Source organism: Niallia tiangongensis, from assembly GCF_044704065.1.
GTDB lineage: Bacteria > Bacillota > Bacilli > Bacillales > Cytobacillaceae > Niallia > Niallia tiangongensis.
On the sequence record NZ_CP162613.1, the window covers coordinates 4,460,804 to 4,482,373 of the forward strand.

Below are 21,570 nucleotides of genomic sequence, written 5' to 3' on the forward strand. Positions count from 1 at the left end.
CCTTATCATTTAGTATCTTATTCCTTTAACATTTTGGAATCAAAAATATTCGATACTCCCAGAAATATCCCTAAAACAGATCCTAATTGCAAATTACTAAAAGAATAAATTTCAGATAATAAAAAGCTTATAATTCCACATAAGAAGAAAACAAACGAAAATATTGCTTTTTCCTTTCCAGAATCATTGATTTTTTCATGCAACTTTTCCATCCATGGAAGCTTTTTATGTAAGGCAATAATTATAATCCGTATAAACAGGTAAATTGGTATAGCAATAAGCAATATTACGAATAAATCAAAAATGAAATCCATATTTTCCGCTCACTTTCCTAACAGAATTTTAAATAATGCAGGCACTTTTCTACTACTATTTTTTATAAAATTAGTAGTAGATGTGCCCACAATGTATACTTAATAAATTGAAAACTAAGTATTGTTTTTTTATTACTTATGGTACAAAAGGATACTAGTTTAACCGTTATCCTAGTATTTCTAGCAAGCCAAAATTAAACCCTCTAAATAGATGGTATTACTTCCACTTGCCTTTCTTTTTACCAAGGACATAAATCCCTGCAACAGTACCCGCAAAAGCAACAGCAATTCCTGCAGCCAGCCATGGATTATACCAGCACCATAATATAGCTGAATCAATAGCTCCTGCTAACCATCCTGCTGCACTGTTCATTACTGCTCCAACTGCACTTTTAGAAACAGCACTTTTAGCAAGTGCAGCAACTCCTGCAGTTATAAAGCCTAGTGCAAATGATTTAGCCTTCCCCCAATCTACTCCTCCATCCAAATATTCCATTTCTTCTTGCTCTAAATCTACATATTGCTTTGGTAAAACTAGTTCCATAGTGAATTCCTCCTTTTCATTTTTTCTATGGATTTATATAAAGTACCAAATGGCACAGTATATCATGCAATAAACTTTCAAACAGACTTTGCTTACTCATAAACCATTTGTTCGTTTTCTAGAGTTGGAATGATAGTAGGTGTTTCATTACTCATTTGGTGAGCAGCCATTTTTGCATATTTTCCATTAAGCTCCATAAGCTCTTTATGTGTACCTCTTTCTACTATTCGACCATCTTCAACATAGTAAATGATGTCACAGTGAATGATTGTTGAGAGCCGATGGGCAATTATAATGGTAGTTTTCTTATTTTTTTGATTAAAAATAATATTCTGAATTTTATTCTCACTAAAGGAATCTAGGTTAGATGTTGCCTCATCAAAGATAAAAATATCTGGGTTCGTGATAATCGATCTTGCAATAGCAATTCGTTGCTTTTCTCCCCCAGAGAAGTTACTTCCCCCTTCTTCTACAAAGGTACCATAACGATTTTGAAGCTTTTCTATAAATTCATTTGCCCCAGATTTTTTGCAAGCTAAAACCATTTCCTCATATGTAGCTTTTGGATTTCCAACTCTTAAATTTTCAATAATAGTCCCTGAGAATAATTCTATATTTTGAGGAATATATGCAATCCGAGATCTTAAATAATGATAGTTAATATCTTGAATATCATATCCTGAAATAGATATTTTCCCTTCCTGTGGAGACATAAATTTTAATAGCATGCGAGAAATTGTACTTTTCCCAGCACCACTTTCGCCAACGAAAGCAACTTTTGCACCCTGTGGAATGGTTAAATTCAAATTTTCAATAATAGGTGGTCTAGATCCATAGGCAAATGTAACATTTTTAAAGGATATATCCCCATTCATCTCTACTTCTGAGATTAAATCCTTTTTACTATCTTCACGTTCAATGGTCATTAATTCGCTCAATCGCTTCATTGCAATCTGGGCTTCCTGAAAAGTTAATTGTAAAGATACAAGACTTTGAATTGGTTCAGTAAAGTATTGACTTAAAGTCTGAAAAACGAGTAAATCTCCAATACTCATATTTCCATTAATAATGCTGATAGCTCCAATTCCCATGAATATCAAATTACCAAGAGAATTAACAAACATTGAAATAATCCCTTGAATATTCGTAAGTACTCCCTCTCGATAATCTATCTTAAGAACGGATACAAATTTATTTTCTAATCTATTAATTTGTGCCTTTTCATCCCCTTGTGACTTAATCGTTTCAATATTCTTCATTGATTCAATCAATTGGGAATTTAGCATCGCTCCCGCTTCCATTTGCTCTTGATTTAACTTTTTATAAGGTTTTTTAAAGAAATAAATTAATACTATATTTATAGCAACCATTATTAGCAAAATAGCGAATAATTTATTATTCAAATTCCACAGAACAATGCCAGTAACACCGGCAAGAAGAATATCCATCACTAACGAGATGGAAACTGTTGTAAAAATGTCCTTAATAGTCATCGCATCTTGAAATCTAGTAATTATATCTCCAACTTTTCGTGTAGCAAAAAACTGATAGGGTAAATGAATAATATGATTATAGTAACCTAATAAAACAGGTATATCGACTTTCCTTGATAAGTACAACAGGATATGCTGTCTAAAAGCAGTTAAAAGATTTTGCACTAATGTAACTACACCAAAAATAACCAGAAAGATATATAAGCTATTTTTTAATTGAAAGGGAATTATCTCATCCATCAAAATTTTTGTGAATAGACTAGAAAGAATTCCAATAACACTTAATAATAAAGAAGATAGAATAATGGTAAATAATAGACGCTTCTGCGGTACGATCAAAGCAAGAAATAAATCTAATAACCCTTTATTTTTATATGATATTTTTTCAAATTCACTAGTCGGTATCATTAATATAAGTACACCCGAAAATGACTTTTCAAATTCATCTAAGTCCATTTTTTTTAGCCCCTCATTTGGATCAGCAATGAGAAGTCGGTCATTTTTTAAAACTTTATGTATTACTACAAAATGATTTAGTCCTTCCATCAAATTCATATGTGCTATGGCAGGGAGCGTAATATCATCTGTTATGTCCTTTGCCGTTGTCCTGATGGCCCTTACATTAAAATTCAATTTCTCAAATCCATCTACTATTCCTTTTACACTTGTCCCATATGCATCTGTACCAATGATCTCCCTTAATTTCATGATAGACATTTCACTCTTGTATTCTAGTAAAATGGTCGACATAACAGCTGCAGCACAATCTGAAGCGTCATGTTGCATGGTACATGGGTATTTACGAAAAAATCTCAAATGGCTCCTCCTTATCTGATATTGGAGTTAGTTACTACCAATATTCATCAAGTAAAGATTATGATGATATCTATCATCTATCAAAAAAATGAAGCTTTTTTGTAGAAAAATAATGTTTTGTGTAACAGAAAATAATCTATCCCTATTTAAATATAGTGTATTTATACATTTAATGTTTCTTAATGCTCCAAAATAATCCAAATGTTAATATTATTATAACTCGAATCTAGTAGAAAAAAATAAGTCTTTTTGATTATTTTTCCAATTAATTAGCAGTACTTTTTTTCCTATTTATTGGAATTTAAGGAAATTCCCTATTTAAGCTTACTTTATCGACAACATTTGTAAAAACATACAATATGTTTCAACATCCTCATTGTTCTATCCTTGGTTCCAAACCATTCTTTATACTATACTAGAAATAAATCGACATACTTATTGAGGTGAATACATTGAAAATTGGTCTAATTGGATTGGGAGATATTGCGAAAAAAGCTTACTTGCCTGTACTGTCTGAAAAGGAAGAGATTGAACTTGTTCTGTGTACAAGAAATGAGGATACACTAAACAAACTATCTAAGAAATATCGAATAGAGGAAACGGTTCGAACGGTTGATGAACTAATTAGCAAAAAAATTGATGCAGCATTTATCAGTACAGCTACAGAAGCTCATTTTGAAATAGCAGAAAAGTTGTTGGCAAATGGTATACATATATACATTGATAAGCCTATTTCATTGGATTATCAGGAAACAAAGAGAATTGTAAACCTCGCCAAACAAACTGGCAAAATAGCAATGGTTGGATTCAACAGAAGATTTATCCCAAAAGTGAAGGAATTACGGGAACTTGGGAAAGGAAATCTCATTCTTATGCAAAAAAATCGCTATGCTGCACCAGACTATATAAGAAGATTTGTTGTAGAGGATTTTATTCACGTCATAGATACGCTTAGATTTTTAATGGATACGGAAGTAAAAGATGTAAAGGTAGAGTGCCTGAAAGAAGGAGAAACGCTTAATAGCTTAATAATCCAACTTATTGGAGAAGGCTGTATTGCCATCGGAATAATGAACCGAAATGGCGGCGTAACCGAAGAAATCATTGAATATTCCACAGGAAAAAATAAATATGTCGTAAACAGCCTTGTGGAGACAACCCACTTCCATAACAAGGAAATCCACATTTCTAAATTTGGAGACTGGGAACCGACATTATATAAACGTGGATTTTATCAAATCATTGATCATTTTATCGATTGCATCCAAAACAATAAAGTCCCTGACCCATCAATTGACGACTCAGTGAAAACACATGAGATTTGTGAAATGATAGTTAGGGAAGCAGAGAGTCAGTTCTAGTACTCCCCCTTTTCAACTATAATTAATAATCTATTGGGGATGGCTTTATTCTCAGAATAATTCCCCAAAGGAAGCTCTTGATATAAAAACGAAAGAGCGATAGACCCAAGATGAATAGGTTTTTCGCTCTTTCTTGTTTTAAATATTGTCCATTCTATTGATATCCCCTTGGAATCCATTTCATAACATTAAGAACATCAGTAGAACCTGTTCCTATGCTTCTCTTCTTACCCTTCTCAAGTAAACAATCACTATTCCTACTACTAATAATACTATTCCTACCAGCATAATTGTATAATTTGCTGTGGCTGTATTTGGTAGCTGGGTCATTGGGTTATCTTTGTTTGGTTCTGATGTGGACGGAGTTGGTGTTTCTTTTCCAACATCATTTCCATTATCGTCATCTGGTGTTGATGTTATCGGTTCTTCATTTCCTCCATCATTTCCTGTATTGTCATCTGGTGCTGGTGTTGTCAGTTCTTCCCCTGCCCCACCATCTCCATCAGGATTCGGTGGTATTGTTGGTTCTTCACTTCCATCACCGTCTCCATCTTCGTCACCTGGGTTTGTCGGTTCTTCTGGTGCTGGCTGACCTTTTGTGAAAGACCAAATATCTGAAATAGCTGTTCCAGTATACTTATCGGACGCGACTACATACCAATCATATGCTTGTCCTTCTTCAAGGTTCTTCCAAACGACTTCAGCAATATCACCGCTTGTTACGTTTTCTTGCTTACCGATTTCTTCTTTCGTATAAACATTTACCGCAAAGTAATCAGTCGCAACTTGTTTTTCTTGAACAGATAAATCAAAATCAATCACTAATTCATCCTTCAATGGATATTCTTCTGGATCATAGAAATTATAATCATCTAAATACGGTGAATACGTATTAACAATGATTCGATTATTTGTTTGATCAAAGTGAAGCAGCTTCATATAGCCTTGTCCGCCTTCTGGACCACCTTGGTAGTCTCCAAGCATTTGATAGACTTTTCGGTCTGCTATTCCATCTTGATCATCATCAATCTCGCTAATTAACGTCTCTGAATCATGGTAGTGACCACATAATACAAGGAATACATTTTCATTTTTCTCTACTACTTTTTGAAAAATTTCTTCTCCGATTGGGCTTCGGTTTCCTGAAACCAATAGATATTCATGGAAATTGAGAATGGCTTTTCGATCAGGATATTGTTTTAGCACACTGTTAATCCATTCCATATCCTCATCATTTACGCCCCAGCCCATGTATATCATGATGAAATCATTTCCACCTGCAGAAATTAAGTCATAATGACCACGATTATCTTTATACGACTCCCCATAATAAGGCTGGTCTTTATAACGAGCCTCTCCAAACCATTTCGAAAACGCAGAGTAGTCATTGGATAATTGATCCACATCATGATTTCCTGCTAATACCCCATATGGAATATTGTTATCCTCTAATGTGCGCATATATTCATCCGCATAAATCCATTGCTGTTCATCATCAAATTCGTCTACCACATCACCTGTATGCAGAACATATTTGATTTTCATCTCTTCTTGTTTTTCCGCAATCCATTCTGTTTGTCGTTTATAAATATATGGATAGCTTTCTGCATAGTATTGCGTATCCGACATCCACACAAATGTAAAATCATAATCATCTGGAGAGCTTGGAATTTCATCTTGAATTAACACATTGATTTTATTAGCTTCATCTGCATACTCATTTACCTGTACATCAGCCTTTAAGGCAAAATCTTCTGCACCAGCAATTTTATACGTTAGTAGTTTCCATTTATTCTCATTCATACTCCAGGCATACATGGAAACCTTTCTTCCTTCTAATGATTTCCCGTTCCACACTAACTCCACTCGATCTTCTTCATCAATTGAAGGATCTAATTCCACTTCAAATCGATGGTAAGGGAATTGAGTACTAGAATCAGTTGTTAAGTACTTTCCATCTAGGGTAGAAATCGCTGAAGCATCCTCAGCAGTTAATGCTTTTTCTCCAGCTGGTACAAGCTCAACTGGTGGTTCTGTATCACTTGCATTTTCAAATGATTGAACATTACTATCTTTTGCCTCATATTTATAGCCTTTATAATAGCGAACATCCATCGAATCCTCTGTTGGATCGGTTACCCTTACCTTTAATGCTGGATCCCCGTCTACTGGAGTAGCCGAATTATCAGCTGGCGCGATTAATTCTGGCTTATTTGGATTTTCATTCGTAACAGAGAATGAAGTAACAGTCTCCGCTTTATTACCAGCCTTATCTACTGCAATGACCTTTAATTCATGGGCACCTGGAGCAAGCTTAGAAGAAGCAGTATCGAATGGAACACTTATTGTTTCCTTATCTAATGTTACATCTAATGACTCGACTCCTGCTAATGCATCTTCTGCACTTGCTTCAATCGTAAAGGCTCCCTTATATTCTTTTCCTGACTCAATATTTGTCTCAATTACCGGTGCTGTATTATCCACCTGAACAACAGCAGTCACTACCTCCTCTTTATCCGTGGCTTTAATATTGTACGCTCCATCTGAGACAGTTGTTGTATCCCAGACATACGTTTTTGCTTTCATTTGGTCTGCTGTTAATGTAAAAGTAAAATCTTCGAACGGGCGATAGGTTCCATCATCTCCCATATCAAATACTTGAGAAGCATTCGCTTTTTGCGGATCTCTAATTACCGTGCCATCCGCTAAAATAAGACGTACATTTCTTAAATTATAGTCATCTCGATTTTCTTCACTTTCTTCTAATTGGAATGGAGATGCCTTATTTCCTGAACGAACAGTAATAACATTTTCCCCAATGGATAGTTTATTTGGATCAATTGGAATCGTAAAGGTTTTCCAATCTGAATTATTATCCTTATCCAATAGATGAATAATTTCATCTCCCATTGTGATCGCATTTTTGAAATACATATTTAATCCGCTAATATCAACAGCAAGATAGGCTTGTGATTCCAAAGAGCTATACGTTTCTTCCGTTACTTCTTTTCCATCGATCGAAAGTTCTACATCATCTGCAGTTGCTTCCTTCGAAACTGCTTTTAAAATAACATTTCCAGATAAAATATCATTATCCTGAACATTTAAATGGATTGGTTCATTGTTTACATCATTTTTAATGGTAATGACATATTTCTCTGAAGTCACTTCATTTTGTCCGTCTGTAGCGACAAAATAATATTCGATGCTTTCTTTTGCAATAAAGTTCGCTGCATACAAGACAGCTGTATAGTATTCCATATCACTAGGATCAACCGTTAATAATACCTTTTCATAGTCCGTTTGATCATTTGTTCGATAATAAAGAACAACAGATTTAATGCTCTTATCATCCGTTGCTTTTGCACGAATCGTTAAGTCATCCATTTGATGGATTTCTTCCACATTCGTAGCATTTGTTAAGGTTGGGGCAACGAGATCCTCTTCTACATGAACAGGCTGATTTGGAACTTGATTAGCCTCTACCATTCCTGGTGTTCCTAGTTTTGTTTTTGTGCTAATTTTTACGGATTGTGTGGAACCATCCTCTGGGAATTTATAAAGAATCCCCATATTCATTGCCGTATCTAATGGAGTCGCCTCATCATTATAATAAGCAACATTTATCTCTTCTTTTGTATTCGTAGCGATCACTAAGCCACGCATACTGCCATTTGCCATTCCATCACTTTTAATTCGCACAATCTCTTTATTTTCAACGAGATTTGTTCCGTAATTGGCATTAAAATCAGCAACGGTTTTATCGCCATTTTGACCATTAATAATCCAGAATACCAGTGTCTTTTGCGGTTCGATTACCACATCAGCTGGAATAGAAGGCCAAACAACATCGGTTGCGGGATCGGCATTATAGCGATATTGAATTTTATAATCCTTAAAGTTTATCGCTCGATCGGTATTATTGTAGATTTCAATATACTCATATCCATCGGCTGTTCCAACATTAGCACTGTCAGGCACTACCTCTGTAACGAGTAATTTAGGAACCTTAGTAAAGTCAATGTTCGATTGTTCCACAGAAATAGTGAATGCTTCTGTTTGACTTTCATTGATTCCATCACTAGCTACAAGATAATAAGTGATTTCTCCATCTATATCAGCAGCTGGAAGGGTTGTCGAGTATTTCCCATTTGCATCCTTATTCAACGCTAATGTTTTAAAGCTCTCGTCTGCTGATTTTTTATAAAATACAGTAACAATTGGATTTGCTACCTCGTTATCCGTCACAGTTGCTTCAACCGGAACTGCTGTAAAAGCTTTTGCTGTTTTAATTGGATCATGGGAAATAACCGGTGGCTCCGTATCCTTTGGCACATCAGGCAATTCCACTACATTTGTTGGGACCTGATCTGCTTCTATGCTTCCAGGAGTAGGATCAGCTAACACCTTGTACTTCTCCATTTCCGTTCCTTCTTGAGGAAATTGATAATGAATGACTTTGCCATCATTGTCATTTTCAGAACCTAAATAACTTGCTGAAATCATAACATTTCCTTGGGCATCCTTTATTTCAAGGGCGCGATTTCCGCCATTAGCGAATCCTGGGAATGCCTTATCCGTAAACATTATTAATTCGTTGCTTGTAAGGCTTGTTCCATATTCTTTATTAAAATCCTCTACCGTTTTATTCCCATTATTAAACCAAAATACTAACTTTTCTTTTGATTGAATCTCTGTAGCTGGCAATTGGAATAAGATTGGCTCTCTTGAATTGTCTGTATACACATAGTAAAAAGAATAGGTTGCTAGATTTAAGGCTTGATTCGAATTATTATATAGCTCAAAGTACTCATAATAATCCGTTCCTCCTCCAATTGAATTAGGAGAAAGCTCTGTAATTAAGAGCGGACGATCACTATATGTATCCTGCTCTGGTTTTGTCTCTTCTTCTTTTTCTAATTCAATCGTATATGTTGCTGTTTTTGCTATATGGATACCATCGCTTGCTTCCAAATAGTATACAATCGTACCTTGTACTTCTTCCTTTGGTACGCTAGCCGTGAATTTTTGAGGATTCACTGAATCTTGTTTCATCTCTATTGCTTTAAATGCTGTGTCTGATTCTACTTGATAATAAAGTGTAGCGGTTGGATTTTTCTGATCATCCGCTATTGTTGCTTCAATAGCAATCGCTTCTCCCGCTTTCGTTGTTGTCAGTGCTTCATGCGTAATGATTGGTGCTTCTGTATCTTCTGTCTTCGGACTTACCTGAAGCGGCTCTGCTGGTACTTGTCCCTCTCCTAATACGCCTGGTGTTGGGGATGCTTTAACCTGCTGCTTCTCCATTTCGGTTCCTTCCGTCGGGAAAGCATAATGCACATCTAAGCCTGTATTATCTGTTTCATTTGGTAAATATGTTGCAGATACTACTTCTTGACCTTCGAGATTTTTGACGATAATTCCACGATTCCCGCCATTTGCAAAACCGGGAAAATCTCCTTTAAAGGAAATTACTTGTTGTTCTGTTAAAGATGTGCTGAAATGGTTGTTGAAATCCTCTAGTAAAAGATCTTTCGTATTAAACCAAAGGATAATGGATTCTTGAGGTGCAATCTTTGCTGCTGGAATAGACATTATTTTATCTGGTGTACTACCACCAATATAATGGTAATAAAAATAATAGCTATTTAAGTCGATCGGTTGATTGGTATTATTATAGAGTTCGATAAATTCAAAGTTATTCGTTCCTTTTGAATCAGGTGCTAACTCTGTAATAAGTAGGGGTGGTAGCTTTGTATAATCAACGCCTTCTTGTTGATCTTCCATTTGCTGTTGTTCATTTTCTACTGGAGCTTCTTGGGCTGGTTCCGTTTTTTCATTTTCTAAAGGTTGATTTTCCTCCTTTATAACTGGTTCTTCCTTTTGTTCAGAAACGGTAGGTAATTCTTCTTGTTCAGAAGCAGTAGATGGCTGTTCTTCGAAACTAGTATTTCCCGCTTCATTCGTTACTTCCTTCTCTTGTTCGACTGTGGTGTCAGTTGCTTCTAAACTGCTGTCCTCTTCCGTTTGTGTATTCTCCTCTGCCTTTCCTCCAGTTGGTTCTGCTGCATAAGTCGTTAAACCTGGCAAAGCTGGAAAATAAGTAGTAAAGAAAAATACCCCCATAACAAAGATGACAAAAGCCCTCCTTGTTATCCTCTTTTTTAAAGACACAAGACCATTCCTCCCTTAAGCTGATTTTCATACTCACTAGAATCATAGAATTCTTGTTTTAAGGAATATTTAAGCCACTATTAATAAACATGAAGTTTTGTTAAGTAGGTGTAAAGGAAGAACTTTCCCAGATCACTGAAAAAGTATAGTTATCGACATCCAATTAGGAATTTAGAGATTTGAAAGGAGATTCAGAAAGCGAATACGAAACTCTTTTTATGCACCATACTTAGGATAAAAGTTATGTTTTACTACGTTTTTTCCAATTAATGATAGATAAATGATAAAATAATATTCGGTAAGAAAACTAGATGCTTAAGTGTCTTTGATTGTTAGGAAGGATGTCTGAAGTGAATAAACCATATACAAATGTAGACTTTAAGAAATTTCTTAAGGAAAAAGAACTAAAGAATGTTAAAGTAAAGGATTTAGAAGAAATTATTGAAAAAGAAGGAATAGAAGTATTGGAGCTTGCTTGTTTTAATGAAATCTATCATTTAGTCTCCAAAAGAGAAGCAAACAAAACATTGAAAACTTTAAGCTGGGTAATAGGAGCTTTGGCGTTGGTTACAACGGTAAGCGCAATGGTAGGCATCTTCGGTTAATGGAGGTGCTTTTTTTATCGGAAAGCCATCGGAGAACAACAAATGCTAGACCAAATTATTCCCTTTCCTCCCCTAAAAATAGCCTTCAGTTAATGAATTAACTAAAAAATTTTCAACATTTTACTTCATCTGTCGTAGTATATATGGTAAAGTATAATTACTACGACAGACATAGTACGATAAGTGAAGTATTAGAAAGGAGTGATTTTTTGATTAGCAGTGATGTCATACGAGGATATAATGACACCATCATTCTTTTTTTATTATTGGAAAAGGATTCTTATGGTTATGAAATCTCCAAAGATATAAGAACACTAACAAATGAAAAATACATTATTAAAGAAACAACCCTTTACTCTGCCTTTAACCGATTAATTAAGAATAACTATATTAACTCCTATTACAAAGAAGGCGAATATGGAAAAAGAAGGACTTACTACACCATTACTGCAGAAGGAAAAAAGTATTATCAGGAAAAATGCCAAGAATGGGCCGTTACACAAGAAGTGATTAACCTATTTATTAAGGAGGGATATAATGAATAGCATCATCAATTATTTAGACAATGTCTTTGCTAACTTGCCGAAAACAGCTGAAATGGAAAAACTAAAACAAGAAATGCTTTCAAACATGGAGGATAAATATTATGAATTAAAGGAAGCAGGCAAAACGGAAAATGAAGCAATTGGGATTGTAATATCGGAATTTGGTAATATTGATGAACTATTAAATGAATTAGGCATTCCATTAAACGAAACGAAATCACCAGAACGTCAACTCTCAGAAGAAGAAGTAAATCGTTTTTTCCAGCAAACAGCAAAAGCGATGAACTTGATTGGGATTGGTGTGTTCCTTTGCATACTTGGTGCTTCCCTATTAGTTCTTTTCACGGAGTTATATGACAAAGGTTTTCTGAACGAAGTCACAGAAAATACCGCAGCATTAATCGGTGTAGCTCAATTGCTTTTATTTATAGCAATCGCCGTTAGTTTATTTATTTATAGTGGTCAGCTATTAGAGAAATACAAGTTTATCGAAAAAAAGGGAACTTTCTCCCTTCCCCTTCATTTGGTTAAAAAACTAGAGATGGAAAAAGAAGCCTATCAACCAATCTTTTTTCGTTCGATTATCATTGGTGTTTCCCTTTGCATTTTATCACCCGTTGTTTTATTAGTGACCATTGCACTAAATGAATCAGCAACAACTTATGGTGTTTGTGTTCTATTACTTCTTATCGCAATAGCTACTTACCTGTTTATTGTAAGTGGCGCAAAAAAGGATGCGTACGAAAAACTATTAAGGGAAGAATCGTATTCCATCGAAAAAAAGCAGGAAGAGAAAGTAATCGGCGCCTTCGCAGCAATCCTCTGGCCGCTTGCCACTGCTATATTCTTATTCACTGGATTCGTGTACGAAAATTGGCATATAAATTGGATCATATTCCCGATAGCAGGTCTACTAATGGCCATGTTTAGCGGAGCCTATACTATTATGAAAAAAGAAAATTAAAGGGAAACATAGGGACAGTTCTGGTATGGACTTGTCCTCCAAGCACCGTCCCTATGTGTCAATTATTTTGCGTTTTCATCGGGTTGATGAATGCCGAATATATTTCCTTCCGAATCTGTATAGTAGCCCTGCCATGCCATACCAGGAAGTGCGTGCTTTGGATGTGCGACTATTCCTCCATTTTGAAGAATTTTTGCTTCAATGGAATCATAGTCTACTACACCCATTGTACAAGCATACCCATTCACAGCTTGGGTGTTTTCTGGGAGAGGAACTGGACGTTTTATTAAAGCACCATTAATTCCCATCTCATTTTCATCGCCAGTAACAGCCCCAAAATAAGGCATCCCGGCATAGTCACTCCAATCTTCAAATTTCCAATCAAAAACCTCTCCATAAAACTTTTTAGCTCTTTCCATGTTATCAACGTGAATTTCAAAATGAATTGGTCTCCCCATTTATTTGACCTCCTATTTTTAATGAATCTTCTGATTATTTCTCTTAAAAACCAAGAACTCCTTCACCATTATTGTAAATATTATATTTATTTATACATGACACGAATGGAATGGTACTTCCCTAACATCTTATAATGATTTTACAAATAAATACATTAAATGGAGGAACGAACACATATTAAGAATAACAGAGATTATAACGGAGGTTTGTCGTCTATGTATTCCCATCCATTACTCGGACTCATTCTATTCTTTCATGCCGTGCTTATACCTAGTAATTTTTTTAGTATAATCAAAATTCAACCTTCCCAACAACATGTTAAGGAACAAGACTTCCTATGGAAATCTCCTAGTTTACCTGTGATCGACACAGAAGAATTCAATAAAGTTATGGATGAATTAGATAAGGAAGTTTACATAGAGCCAAAGGATGCCATCGTTAATCAGTATGGCAGTATCGTTCCAGAGCAAGTTGGCTATCGCTTGCATCGTGAGAAATTTATCAGACAAATGTATGCGCATTATTTTAATGATACTTCCAGTAAACAAGAGCTTCCCCTTCAAGTAATTTATCCTAAAGTAGATAGTGAATTATTAGATAGTATTCGAAGAAAAAAAATAGGTAGATATGTAACATCCTTTAACAGTAATAACATAGAACGAAGCATGAATATTTTGCTGGCTACAGAGGCGATTAATAATAACGTTATTTTTCCAAAAGAACAATTTTCTTTTAATCAGATTGTAGGGAAAAGAACCGTAGAAAAGGGATATTTACAAGCGCCAGTCATCATAAATGGAAAATTTTCCGAAGATATTGGCGGTGGAATTTGCCAAGTATCCTCTACTCTTTTTAATGCGGTAGACAATGCTGGATTAAAGATTATCCAACGGTATTCACACAGTAGAAGAATTCCCTACGTCCCTCCTAAACGAGATGCAACTGTTAGTTGGGATGGACCTGATTTCGTTTTTGAAAATAACTACCAAAGGCCAGTACTCATCCGTGCTAAAATGCTAGGCAATCATTTACTCATTGAACTATATTCTGCTGAAACGATTTCTTATCAGCCTAGAAATGTTCCATACCTCTAAAGGAGCATTGATTATTTAGTAGTCACTCTCTTAACATAGGGCCTGAATTCCGCCACCACAATCCCTTCTTTAGTGGTGATATAGATTCCTTAATGATTGCAATGGAAGCAAATGCAGTGCAAAGTCCTCATAAGAATTTAGAAGTCAAACTAACTATCCAAGAGGAGGATATAGTAGGGGTGTATTGTCATATAAAGCAGCATCCAGAGGATTTAGGCGGTGCAGTAGTGCATATCTTTCGCTTCCAAAATGACCAGATTGCTGAATTGTGGGATATAAGCCAGCATGTACCAAAGGATTCACCCAATAAAAATGGAATGTTCTAAAGAAAAAAGAGGGACGGTTCTCGTGAGTTCAATAGCCTCACAAAAATCGTCCCCCTGATTCCTCTTACAAGTATTCTTTTTTAATTTCTAAGTTACTTCGAACCGTGTCGATAGGTCGAACTAGCTGCTCGATCTTTTCTCTGTTGGATTCAAAGAATGGTGGTAAGGATAATTTTTCGCCAAGCGTTTCGTATGGCTCATCCCCCATGAAGCCAGGGCCATCTGTTGCTAATTCAAATAGGATTTGCGGTGCTACATTAGAGTATAGAGAACCGAAATAGTATCGTTCTACAAATCCAGAGTTTGGCAATTTAAAACTACTCAAACGTTCTTGCCATTGTTCTAATTCTTCACGATCCTCCACGCGGAAAGCAGCATGGTGAACTGTTCCAAATCCTTGTCGTGCCTGTGGAAGAATGTTATTAAATTCCACTATGACTTGTGCACCATTTCCCCCTTCTCCCATTTCAAATAGATGGAAGGATCCCTCCTGTACAGCTTCCTTCATCAAGAATACCTTCTCTAATACTTCCTTCAAATAATCAAAATAAGCAGTTCGTACAAATATTGGTCCTAGCCCAGTGATTGCAAATTCCAATGGAACTGGTCCTTTTTGCCATGGTGTGCCTGCTACAACCCCTTCATTCTGTTCATCTGAAATCAGTTGATATTGCTGATCATCAAAATCCACGAAAGACAATGTCTTTTTGCCAAACTGTTCTTGAATCCCTTTATGCTTCACCTCATACTTATCAAAGCGTTTCACCCAATATTCAAGAGCAGCATCAGTCGGCACACGGAATGATGTTTTCGAAATTTCGTTTGTACCATGCACACCTTTTGGAATACCTGGGAAATCAAAAAATGTCATATCTGTACCAGGGCTCCCTACATCATCCGTAAAGTATAGGTGATAGGTTTGAATATCATCTTGATTGACCGTTTTCTTTACTAATCGAAGTCCTAAAATGTATGTGAAAAACGCATAGATTTTTTCTGCACTGCTTGTGATTGCCGTAATATGATGAAGTCCTTTTAGTTCATTCATTCGCTTTTCCCCCCCGAATATTATCTCGAAATTGAGATATTTACATAAAAAATATTTTAATTAAGATATCTTTAATTCGAAATAATCTTATCATCTAATAGAATTTTCGTCAATAGAAAAGAAAAACAGCCAATTATAATAACCTTTCTATTCTTCTATTTTCCCCGTCAACTATTCTAATTGCCAACCCATACTCTCCCTAACTTACATTCTTTGCTCCTTCTATCTCCACATTTCCTTTTTATCAAAATATTTTATTAATCCAAAGAATCCTCTTATCGTAAATAAAGTGAAGTTTACGCTTGCAAAAGTATGTAGTGGTGACCATTTCTTCCATTTGAATAATTTGCTGTTTTTCTCAAAGTACCATTGACCAAAGCTCATTGGAACGCTAAACACAAGACTTTTCAATAGTTTCTTTCCTAAGCGGTCTCGCTCCGTCATTTTTACCCAAAGCACACTTAATAAAGGAAAAAACAATACATCATAAATGATATTTGTATTAAAGATCTTCGGAAAAGGTCGAACTGGATAGGCAATCTTATTCGTCCCCACAACATAAGCATCTACTAAAGTTGCAAGCACACCTTTTGCGAAAAATATTAAGAAATTCTCCCTTCTCTTGCCTCTAAACAAAAATGGAATAGTAGCCATACAACCAGCTGTTAATACGCGCAATAATATTTTCTCCATAGATAGTCTCCTGCTTTCAACATTAAGATTCCCTTTTAAATTTCCCACTTTGCCATAAAATATTCGGAGAAAATAACATTACCAAGAATTATGCATGCCTTTCTTTTCCATCTAAGAAACTAATAATATCATCTTAGCTCTCCTTCCAACACATATCACATACAATAAGTTCCATTTTTGATATTGTTCTAAAAAGCCTTTTATTTTAACTATTTAAAATACAGAACCAATAAGCATTTGTGACATTTATGTGCATTTTTTCACAAACAATTGACAAAGCAGCTTTATATATACTATTGTGTTTGTGTAATAAACTAACTAACTGATACACTTTGATACAAATTATTAACCCATTGATGAGGAGGGATTATACAAAAAATGGATATCAACAATGTTTAAAGATTAGAATCCTTTTGGTCCCTTCATTAAATTCAATAATTAGAAAAAATTATTGGTGAGAAGTGTATGCAGAAATTAAGTATTACCCTTCCCTCTTCAGAAGTCCTTTCTTCTTTTGAGACAAAAAATAAAAAATAAAGGATGATTCTAAATGGTTGATTACAATTCAAATCATTATTTACAAAAAGTAGATGCTTGGTGGCGAGCAGCTGATTTTATCTCTGTCGGACAATTGTATTTAAAAGATAATCCATTACTACAAAGACCAATAGAAGCAAACGATGTAAAAGTACATCCAATTGGTCACTGGGGAACCATTTCTGGTCAAAACTTCATCTACGCTCATTTAAATCGTGTCATTAACAAATATGATTTAAATATGTTCTATATTGAAGGACCTGGACATGGCGGTCAAGTAATGGTTTCTAATTCTTATTTAGATGGAAGCTATACAGAGATTTATCCAGATATCACTCAAGATGTAAATGGTCTGAAAAAATTATACAAACAATTCTCATTTCCTGGTGGTATCGCTAGTCATGCTGCACCAGAAACTCCTGGTTCTATTCATGAAGGTGGAGAATTAGGTTATTCGCTTTCTCATGCAACAGGAGCTATATTAGATAACCCAGATATCATTGCCGCAACAGTTATTGGTGATGGAGAAGCAGAAACTGGTCCACTTGCTGCAAGTTGGTTTTCAAATTCCTTCATTAACCCGGTGACAGACGGTGCAGTATTGCCGATTCTTTATCTAAATGGTGCAAAGATCTCAAATCCTACTATTCTTAGTCGGAAGTCAAATGATGAATTATCGAAATACTTCGAAGGTTTAGGCTGGGAGCCATTCTTTGTAGAAGGCGAGGAGCCGGAAAAAGTTCACCCAATCATGGCAGCGAAATTAGATGAAGCAGTTGAAAAGATTAGAGCAATCCAGGAAAAAGCTCGTGCTGGTTCTGCCGAAGAGGCAACCATGCCTACTTGGCCAGTCCTTATCGTTCGTACTCCAAAAGGCTGGACTGGACCGAAAACATGGGATGGCGAACCAATCGAAGGAAGCTTCCGCGCTCACCAGGTTCCAATCCCTGTAGATTCCCATCATATGGAGCATATTGATGCATTAGTTGATTGGATGAATTCCTACAAGCCACAAGAATTATTTACACCTGATGGTCAATTAGTGGATGACTTAAAAGGAATGGCACCAAAAGGGAACAAACGGATGGCAATGAATCCTATTACAAATGGTGGACTAAATCCTCATCCGCTAGATTTACCGGAATGGAGAGAACACGCAATCGACACATCTACTCCAGGTGCAGTGATTGCTCAAGATATGATTGTTTTTGGTGGATTTGCTCGTGACATTATTAAAAATAACCCAGAAAATTTCCGTATTTTTGGTCCAGATGAAACGAAGTCAAACCGTTTAAATAAAGTATTTGAAGTAACAAAGCGTCAGTGGATGGAAAAAGCAGAGTTTCCACGAGATGAGTGGCTATCTCCAGTTGGTCGGGTAATTGATAGTCAATTGTCTGAGCACCAAGCAGAAGGTTTCCTAGAAGGCTATGTCTTGACTGGTCGCCATGGATTTTTCGCAAGTTACGAAGCCTTCTTCCGTGTTGTTGATTCCATGATAACTCAACACTTCAAATGGCTACGCAAAGCGAAGGAACAAACTTGGCGGAAAGAATATCCAGCATTAAACTTAATTGCAACTTCAACGGTATTTCAACAGGACCATAACGGGTATACACACCAAGATCCCGGTATGTTGACACATCTTGCTGAGAAAAAACCAGAGTTTATTCGTGAATATTTGCCTGCTGATGCCAATACATTGATGGCCGCCATGGAAAAAGCGCTTCAAGAAAAAAATGTTATTAACTTAATCGTTTCTTCTAAACATCCACGTCCTCAATTTTATTCAGCAGATGAGGCAACGGAATTAGTGAACAAGGGTGTGAAAGTAATTGATTGGGCTTCAACAGCTGCGGATGAAAAACCGGATGTAGTCATTGCCGCTGCAGGTACAGAGCCAAACCTAGAGGCATTGGCAGCAATTACGATTCTAAACAAAGCCTTCCCATCACTGAAAATACGTTTCGTAAATGTTGTTGATCTTTTGAAATTACGCCACCCATCTGACGACCCGCGTGGTCTGAGTGATGAAGAATTCGATAACATTTTTACAACAGATAATCCAGTAGTATTTGCCTTCCACGGGTATGAAGGATTAGTTCGTGATATCTTCTTCAAGCGTCATAATCATAACTTGCTTGTTCACGGCTATCGTGAAAATGGAGATATTACAACACCGTTTGATATGCGCGTTCTAAACGAAATGGACCGCTATCACCTTGCTAAAGATGTTGCGGAACAAGTTTATAGGGAAGATGCAAAAGAATTCATTACAAAAATGAAGGACATTATTGAACTCCACCATCACTATATTCGTGAAAACGGAGTGGATATACCAGAAGTGACTAATTGGAAATGGGAACCTTTAACAAAAGCTCCTACTGAAAAAGAAGTATTGGCTTAATGCAAAAAGGGACGGTTTTTGTGAGTCCAATCCGAATCACAAGAACCGTCTCTCTGCTTCCTTATCTTTAGCTCTCTTTACGGATATGCCTTCACCAGAATCGACCTTCCCTATTTCAACAACTGCTTGGCTAATTTCCGTTCTTCTTTATCCTTTGTAGTGGCGGTTATCATTTTAAGGCTTCGTTGTATTTCTGGTTGGTGTCTAAAGGTTGGTGACCATTCTGTCAATACACTTAATGCATGCAAGCGTAAGTTTTCATTTACTGATTCGAGTGCTGCTTGAATTATTGGTACTCCTATGCCTTCAAATTCGTGTAAATCTTGTATGATGCATTCGAGACAGTTCTGTTCTTCTATTGATAAGCTTGATAAAGAAAACTGCGATTGTGCAAAGGCACAGAGATCCTTAATAGGCTGTAGCTCTCTTGTATCCATTATGGCCAAAAATAACATACTGTTTGTTGGTTCCTTCTTTAGCCATTCAAATAATAGAGCAGTGATGTCCAATTGATAGAAGCGTGCAATCTCAATCGATCGGAAATCAATTTCCTCACTCTGTTGTAAAGCCTCCATTGCAAGCTTTGACCATTTAGGATTATTTATATAGGGCTGAACCGCTTCTTGAAGAGCTGTACGTTCATGCTGTTTCCATTGCTCGTTTAATCGGTCCTCCCAAATTTCTTCATCCTCATTTAGAAATTCACTAATTTTGATAATCGGATAGAAATCCTCAAAAGTTTCACAATGAGTTTGTGCATGGTGAAGGAAACGAGACAATACAGCACCAGCATAAGGATAGTGATCAATGCCGTCTGGATTTGATTCATCTAATAATCCCTCAATAATCATAGCTGCTCCAGTATATAGTTCCTTCGAAATACTATTTTCATAGAGCGCCACATCAAGCTCTCCCTTTGTAGCACAACGAAGGGCGATAAAATCAGTAAATCTTCTATTTTCACAGCCTTTTGTTAGCAGCCAATATTTCATTTCTGGCGTTTTGGCTTCCACTAGCTCAATTGCTGTCATTTTCCCCAACCCTTGAACAGACTGAACTAGTTTCCATATTTGGTCATTTACTCCCTTCCCTCCACTTCTTATTGCGAAAATGGCATATGGCGTAAATTCATCGTGTAAGCCAATTGTATATAAAAGCTCTTGATGTTCCTCGCAACTAGTAAAGCCGAGTACTAGAATTGCGAATTTGACAACATCTCTATGTGCAGCATGCTCAAGAAGCCATAATGCCTCTTGCTGTAGCACATGCTCATCAAATTCAAGGTGTCCTAATTCCTGAATGATCTCCTCTCGATAGATGACAATATGATCAAAAATAATTTGGTCGTATGTCGCTTTTCTTGCTTTTACAGTAGGGTTTTTCAACTGCTCTTTAAAAAATTTCATAAGCTTGCTCACAAAAAATGGTGTCTTTGGTTCATTGATAATCAAGTCAAAAAGGCCAGGATCTAACCTCGGCTTATCTGTACCAAAAAAGTAGTCATCATCTGGCAAATGTCCATCTACTATTCTAGTATTTTCTTGAACCTGCTTTTGTATAAAAGGAACGATTTTGTCTTTATGCTCCCATGGCAGAAATTCAAGCTTTTCTGATTCATTCATAATAGTCTCGTTATCGATTTTAATGATACAGTTGAGACTTATATAGCCACCAATTTTGACAGAGACTTTATGCGTTTTTCCATTCTCCAACGTAAGAATCCCTGATAGACTTGTGTAAGGAAGAAGATGCGAAAAAATAGATAACCGTTTATTGGAAGCAACTGTTACTCCATCAATGAGAAGATATTCCTCTTTCATTTGATTTACGACTTCAATACAATACCCTTTATACTCAACGGTCCAAGCCTTATGAACCTCTTTTTCAATATCCTTTTTCAAGTTTTGCATATCATGTTTTAATCCATCTCTAAACCCCATGCTGACCTCCCTTTTCTTCATATGTTAAAAATGGATAGTATAGTATATTTATCCATTTTCTACTATTTATATCCTTCATTCTATTAAATACTATCTTTCTCTTATAGGAAAGAACTTTTAAGTAAAATAAGTAAAAAGAGGCTGGGACATAAACATTTCAGCTAGCAATAAACATGAACGATTATGCGGTCATTCCGCATAATCGTTCATGTTTTTACTTTAGAAAAAGGTTTAAAAATGAAGTGAAATG

General features: G+C 36.0%; 15 protein-coding genes. 7 read left to right on the forward strand and 8 right to left on the reverse strand.

Going from position 1 to position 21,570, the window contains the following annotated elements:
• Positions 1-17: 17 nt before the first annotated feature.
• The 3 genes from AB3U99_RS21135 to AB3U99_RS21145 all read right to left on the reverse strand — a co-directional run bounded on the left by AB3U99_RS21135 (position 18) and on the right by AB3U99_RS21145 (position 3,167).
• Positions 18-314 (reverse strand): hypothetical protein, encoded by a 297-nt coding sequence (locus AB3U99_RS21135; RefSeq protein WP_101729481.1) that lies wholly within the window; start codon positions 312-314, stop codon positions 18-20.
• A 217-nt stretch (positions 315-531) separates the two neighbouring features.
• A complete protein-coding gene (locus tag AB3U99_RS21140) occupies positions 532-858 on the reverse strand; it encodes a hypothetical protein (RefSeq protein ID WP_400243723.1) in 327 nt (108 codons plus the stop codon).
• A gap of 92 nt (positions 859-950) precedes the next feature.
• Positions 951-3,167, reverse strand: a complete 2,217-nt coding sequence (locus AB3U99_RS21145) for a peptidase domain-containing ABC transporter (RefSeq protein WP_016203488.1) — start codon at positions 3,165-3,167, stop codon at positions 951-953.
• A 452-nt stretch (positions 3,168-3,619) separates the two neighbouring features.
• Here AB3U99_RS21145 and AB3U99_RS21150 point away from each other — a divergent pair, with 452 nt between their 5' ends.
• The gene (locus AB3U99_RS21150; RefSeq protein WP_400243724.1) at positions 3,620-4,528 is read left to right on the forward strand and encodes a Gfo/Idh/MocA family protein; all 909 of its coding nucleotides are present in this window, start codon (positions 3,620-3,622) and stop codon (positions 4,526-4,528) included.
• A 213-nt stretch (positions 4,529-4,741) separates the two neighbouring features.
• Here the strand turns inward: AB3U99_RS21150 and AB3U99_RS21155 are convergent, their stop codons facing one another.
• Complete coding sequence (locus AB3U99_RS21155; RefSeq protein WP_400243725.1) at positions 4,742-10,702, reverse strand: lamin tail domain-containing protein; 5,961 nt, start codon at positions 10,700-10,702, stop codon at positions 4,742-4,744.
• Positions 10,703-11,052: 350 nt separating this feature from the next.
• On the opposite strand from AB3U99_RS21155, the gene AB3U99_RS21160 reads away from it, so the two are divergent.
• From AB3U99_RS21160 to AB3U99_RS21170, 3 genes are all read left to right on the forward strand, one after another.
• Positions 11,053-11,307 (forward strand): hypothetical protein, encoded by a 255-nt coding sequence (locus AB3U99_RS21160; protein WP_400243726.1) that lies wholly within the window; start codon positions 11,053-11,055, stop codon positions 11,305-11,307.
• Positions 11,308-11,516: 209 nt separating this feature from the next.
• Positions 11,517-11,852, forward strand: coding sequence for a PadR family transcriptional regulator (locus AB3U99_RS21165; protein ID WP_400243727.1), 336 nt, complete (start codon positions 11,517-11,519; stop codon positions 11,850-11,852).
• Entirely contained in the window at positions 11,845-12,816 is a 972-nt protein-coding gene (locus tag AB3U99_RS21170) for a permease prefix domain 1-containing protein (protein WP_400243728.1), read from the forward strand. Before AB3U99_RS21165 ends, AB3U99_RS21170 begins: the two co-directional genes overlap by 8 nt.
• Positions 12,817-12,878: 62 nt before the next feature.
• On the opposite strand, the gene AB3U99_RS21175 is transcribed toward AB3U99_RS21170, so the two are convergent.
• Positions 12,879-13,274: a VOC family protein gene (locus AB3U99_RS21175; protein ID WP_400243729.1), complete on the reverse strand. Its 396-nt coding sequence runs from the start codon at positions 13,272-13,274 to the stop codon at positions 12,879-12,881.
• Positions 13,275-13,490: 216 nt separating this feature from the next.
• On the opposite strand from AB3U99_RS21175, the gene AB3U99_RS21180 reads away from it, so the two are divergent.
• Positions 13,491-14,369 (forward strand): VanW family protein, encoded by an 879-nt coding sequence (locus tag AB3U99_RS21180; protein ID WP_400243730.1) that lies wholly within the window; start codon positions 13,491-13,493, stop codon positions 14,367-14,369.
• A gap of 92 nt (positions 14,370-14,461) precedes the next feature.
• Positions 14,462-14,695: a hypothetical protein gene (locus AB3U99_RS21185; protein ID WP_400243731.1), complete on the forward strand. Its 234-nt coding sequence runs from the start codon at positions 14,462-14,464 to the stop codon at positions 14,693-14,695.
• 64 nt (positions 14,696-14,759) lie between these two features.
• Here AB3U99_RS21185 and AB3U99_RS21190 read toward each other — a convergent pair whose 3' ends face one another.
• Together AB3U99_RS21190 and AB3U99_RS21195 are read right to left on the reverse strand one after the other, a co-directional pair.
• The gene (locus AB3U99_RS21190) at positions 14,760-15,743 is read right to left on the reverse strand and encodes a ring-cleaving dioxygenase (RefSeq protein WP_400243732.1); all 984 of its coding nucleotides are present in this window, start codon (positions 15,741-15,743) and stop codon (positions 14,760-14,762) included.
• A gap of 222 nt (positions 15,744-15,965) precedes the next feature.
• Positions 15,966-16,436 carry a CBO0543 family protein gene (locus AB3U99_RS21195; protein WP_400243733.1) on the reverse strand — a complete coding sequence of 157 codons (471 nt, stop codon included), beginning with the start codon at positions 16,434-16,436 and terminating at the stop codon, positions 15,966-15,968.
• 550 nt (positions 16,437-16,986) lie between these two features.
• On the opposite strand from AB3U99_RS21195, the gene AB3U99_RS21200 reads away from it, so the two are divergent.
• Entirely contained in the window at positions 16,987-19,380 is a 2,394-nt protein-coding gene (locus AB3U99_RS21200) for a phosphoketolase (RefSeq protein ID WP_400243734.1), read from the forward strand.
• A 110-nt stretch (positions 19,381-19,490) separates the two neighbouring features.
• On the opposite strand, the gene AB3U99_RS21205 is transcribed toward AB3U99_RS21200, so the two are convergent.
• Positions 19,491-21,320 (reverse strand): hypothetical protein, encoded by a 1,830-nt coding sequence (locus AB3U99_RS21205; protein ID WP_400243735.1) that lies wholly within the window; start codon positions 21,318-21,320, stop codon positions 19,491-19,493.
• Positions 21,321-21,570 lie beyond the last annotated feature (250 nt).

Bases quoted from the DNA above. Each gene is read 5' to 3' on its own strand.
- AB3U99_RS21135 (WP_101729481.1), bottom strand. From the start codon at position 314: ATGGATTTCATTTTTGATTTATTCGTAATATTGCTTATTGCTATACCA.
- AB3U99_RS21140 (WP_400243723.1), bottom strand. From the start codon at position 858: ATGGAACTAGTTTTACCAAAGCAATATGTAGATTTAGAGCAAGAAGAA.
- AB3U99_RS21170 (WP_400243728.1), top strand. From the start codon at position 11,845: ATGAATAGCATCATCAATTATTTAGACAATGTCTTTGCTAACTTGCCG.
- AB3U99_RS21175 (WP_400243729.1), bottom strand. From the start codon at position 13,274: ATGGGGAGACCAATTCATTTTGAAATTCACGTTGATAACATGGAAAGA.
- AB3U99_RS21180 (WP_400243730.1), top strand. From the start codon at position 13,491: ATGTATTCCCATCCATTACTCGGACTCATTCTATTCTTTCATGCCGTG.
- AB3U99_RS21185 (WP_400243731.1), top strand. From the start codon at position 14,462: ATGATTGCAATGGAAGCAAATGCAGTGCAAAGTCCTCATAAGAATTTA.
- AB3U99_RS21190 (WP_400243732.1), bottom strand. From the start codon at position 15,743: ATGAATGAACTAAAAGGACTTCATCATATTACGGCAATCACAAGCAGT.
- AB3U99_RS21195 (WP_400243733.1), bottom strand. From the start codon at position 16,436: ATGGAGAAAATATTATTGCGCGTATTAACAGCTGGTTGTATGGCTACT.
- AB3U99_RS21200 (WP_400243734.1), top strand. From the start codon at position 16,987: ATGGTTGATTACAATTCAAATCATTATTTACAAAAAGTAGATGCTTGG.
- AB3U99_RS21205 (WP_400243735.1), bottom strand. From the start codon at position 21,320: ATGGGGTTTAGAGATGGATTAAAACATGATATGCAAAACTTGAAAAAG.